At 71.6% G+C, this 3,417-nt stretch carries 2 protein-coding genes; both read right to left on the bottom strand.

Annotation, left to right across the window (positions count from 1 at the left end):
• Window positions 1-1,047, bottom strand: a 1,047-nt coding sequence (locus tag STBA_RS33490) for a beta-ketoacyl synthase N-terminal-like domain-containing protein (RefSeq protein ID WP_077062756.1), incomplete at its 3' end; no start/stop codon positions are given.
• 32 nt (window positions 1,048-1,079) lie between these two features.
• A partial coding sequence (locus STBA_RS38165) for a type I polyketide synthase (protein ID WP_171987841.1) occupies window positions 1,080-3,417 on the bottom strand: 2,338 nt, incomplete at its 5' end.

The raw sequence follows: 3,417 nt of genomic DNA, 5'->3' as shown, positions 1-3,417 counted from the left end.
ACCCAAAGACGTCCCCGTCCCATGCGCCTCCACCACATCCACCTCGGCCGCCGAAACACCCGCATTCGCCAACGCCGCCCGAATCACCCGCTGCTGCGCCACACCATTCGGCGCCGAGAAACCACTGCTGCCACCGTCCTGGTTCACCGCGGAGCCCCGCACCACCGCCAGCACCCGATGACCGTTCCGCCGCGCATCCGACAACCGCTCCAACAGCAGCGTTCCCGCTCCCTCGGACCAGCCGGTTCCGTTCGCCGAGGCGGCGAAGGACCGACATCGACCATCGGGAGACAGGGCGCGCTGGCGGCTGAACTCGACGAAGCCCAACGGGCTCGTCATGACTGTGACGCCGGCCGCGAGCGCAAGACTGCACTCGCCGTTCCGCAGGGACTGCGCGGCCAGGTGCAGCGCCACCAGCGACGAGGAACACGCCGTATCCACCGTCACCGCCGGCCCCTCAAGACCCAGCGTGTAGGCGACCCGGCCGGACACGACGCTGCCGGAGTCCCCGGTCAGGAGGTATCCCTCGAGTTCTTCCGGCACCTCCTCCAGAAGGGTCGCGTAGTCCTGGTGCATGACTCCGGCGAATACTCCGGTGCGGCTGCCTCGAACGGAATCCAGGGGAATTCCGGCGTGTTCGAACGCCTCCCACGCGGTCTCCAGCAACAGCCGCTGCTGGGGATGCATGGCCAGGGCCTCACGCGGGCTGATCCCGAAGAACTCCGCATCGAAATCACCCGCATCCCGCAGGAAACCCCCCTGCCGCACATACGACTTCCCCGGCACCCCCACATCCGGATCGAACAGACGCTCCACATCCCAGCCCCGGTCCACAGGAAAATCCGACACCGCATCCACCCCACCCGCCACCAGCCGCCACAAATCCTCCGGCGACCGCACATCCCCCGGATAGCGGCAGGCCATCCCCACAATGGCCAACGGTTCCGACCTTGCGGCGGTCAGCTCGCGATTCTGCTGCCTCAGGAGTTCGGCCTCCTTCAGCGAGGCCCTCAGCGCCCTGACGACTTCTTCACTGGATGCGGTCATCGTCGCACTCCGAATCTCAGGTCACGTACCGGTCAGTGATCGCCCAGCGCTACACGTACGAGACTGGCCACGTCCATGGTGTCCAGCGCGTCGACAGCGGCCGTTTCGTCAGGCACTGTTGCCGCCGCACCGGATTCGGCAAGCCGAAGCAGCGTCCCCACCAGGCCGGCTTCCCGGTATCGGGCCAAGGGAATGGATGCCAGAGCCCGGCGGAATTCCGCTTCACTGGTGTCCGCGGAGTCTTCCTGCGGCGGGACGGGGAAAAGTTCCGCCTGAAGATGGCGTGCCACCGCGGCCGGAGTGGGGTGGTCGAAGATCAAGGTCGGGGAAAGGCGGCAGCCGGTCGCCGCATTCAGCCGGTTACGCAGTTCGAGGGCTGTCAGGGAGTCCAGCCCCAGGTCGAGGAATCCGCGTTCCGGGTCGACCGATGCGGCCGTCGCGTGCCCGAGCACGGTGGCCACGTGGCCGCGGACGAAGTCCAGGAAGGCACGGTCACGTTGGGTGCCGGAGAGGGCTTCGAGGCGCCGCTGCAACGCGCCGGCCGTCTCGCCGTCGGCCTGGCGCCGGGCGGGAGCCCGCACGAGGCCGCGGAGCAGGAACGGCACCTCGCCGCGCATCCGGGACCCGGCCGTGTCCAGCAGAGCAGGTACCAGCGCCGCGCGGCCATCCGCCACGGCGGCGTCGAACAACGCGAGCCCCTGGTCCGTCTCCAGCGGCAGCAGACCGGTGCGGCCCAGGCGCCGCACCTCCTCTTCACCGAGATGGCTGGTCATGCCGCTCGCACGAGCCCACAGCCCCCAGGCGAGAGACGACCCGCTGAGGCCCGCCGCCCGGCGGTGGTGGGCGAGAGCGTCGAGGAAGGCGTTCGCGGCGGCATAGCTGCCCTGACCCGCGTTGCCCAGCAGGCCCGCGGCCGAGGAGAACAGGACGAACGCCGACAGGTCCGCGCCGCGCGTGAGTTCGTGCAGGTTCCACGCCGCGTCCACCTTCGGCCGCAGCACCGTGTCGATGCGCTCTTGGGTCAGCGAGGCGATCACCCCGTCGTCCAGGACACCGGCGGTGTGGACGACGCCGGTCAACTGCACCCCGGCCAGTGCGGTAGCCAGCGCCTCCCGGTCGGCGGCGTCGCAGGCCGTCACGGTCGCTTCCGCGCCCAGCGCGGCGAGGTCGGCACGCAGCTCCGCCACACCGGCTGCGTCCGGGCCCTGGCGGCTGATCAGCAACAGGCGCCGCACGCCGTGCGCCTCGGCGAGGTGGCGGGCGACCAGGCCGCCCAGCGTTCCGGTGCCGCCGGTGATCAGCACGGTTCCCTCACCGCCGAACGCCGGCGGGCGGTCGCCCGCGGCGCGTTCCGTCCTGGCCAGCCGCGGGACGCGGGCCAGGCCGGAGCGCACGACGATCTGCGGCTCGCCGCTGGGCAGGGCCGCCAGCAGCGCCGCGAACGAGGCACGGTCGTCGTCGATATCGGCGAGCACCAGACGCCCCGGGTTTTCCGACTGGGCGGAACGGACCAGACCCCACAGCGGTGCGCGGGCCAGGTCGGTGACCTCGCTCTCCGGCAGGTCGGCCACGGCGCCACGGGTGAGCAGGACCAGCCGGGAGGAGGCGAACCGCTCGTCGCCGAACCACTCCTGCACCAGCCGCAGCGCTTCGCCCGTCGCGGCGCGTGCCGCCTCGGCTGGGCTCTCCCCGGCCGATGGGGACAGGAAGGGGGCGATCACGATGGCGGGAGCCGGCGAGCCGAATGCCGACAGGCCGGGGACGAGGGGCAGTGAAGTGCCCATGCCCTCCGGGCCCAGCAGCGCGACACCGTCCGCCCGCGGCGGGGTTGATGACGGTGCCGGCCCAGCGGCGCCACCCGGAAAGGGCAGCCATTCGACATGGTGAAGCGGCGTGTCGCGGCGCTGGGCCAGTAGCTGCTGGGGCGTGACGGGCCGGAGGGTGAGCGATGCCACCGTGGCGACGGGCGCGCCCGTTTCGTCGGCCAGGGCCAGGCTCATGGTGTCCGGGCCGGTCGGCGTGAGCCGCACCCGCAGGGCCGTCGCGCCCGTGGCATGCAAGGTCACCCCCGCCCAGGAGAACGGCAGCCGGACGCGGTCCGCGCCTTCGAGCAGTCCGGCGTGCAGGGCCGCGTCGAGCAGTGCCGGATGCAGGTCGAAGTCGTCACCATGCCGCTCCTCAGGCAGCCGCACCTCCGCGAAGATCTCCTCCCCGCGCCGCCACGCCGCACGCAACCCCCGGAACGCCGGACCGTAGGTGAAGCCGGTGTCGGCGAGCCGGTCGTAGTCGACCGGTACCGGAACGGCGCCCGGCGGTGGCCAGGTGCCCTCCCACCCGGGCGGCTCGGAGTCCGGCTCGCCGGACAGCACT

Origin of the sequence: Streptomyces sp. MP131-18, assembly GCF_001984575.1 — a bacterium.
In the GTDB taxonomy this organism is placed as follows: Bacteria; Actinomycetota; Actinomycetes; order Streptomycetales; family Streptomycetaceae; genus Streptomyces; species Streptomyces johnsoniae.
This window is presented reverse-complemented; position numbering and strand designations above follow the sequence as displayed.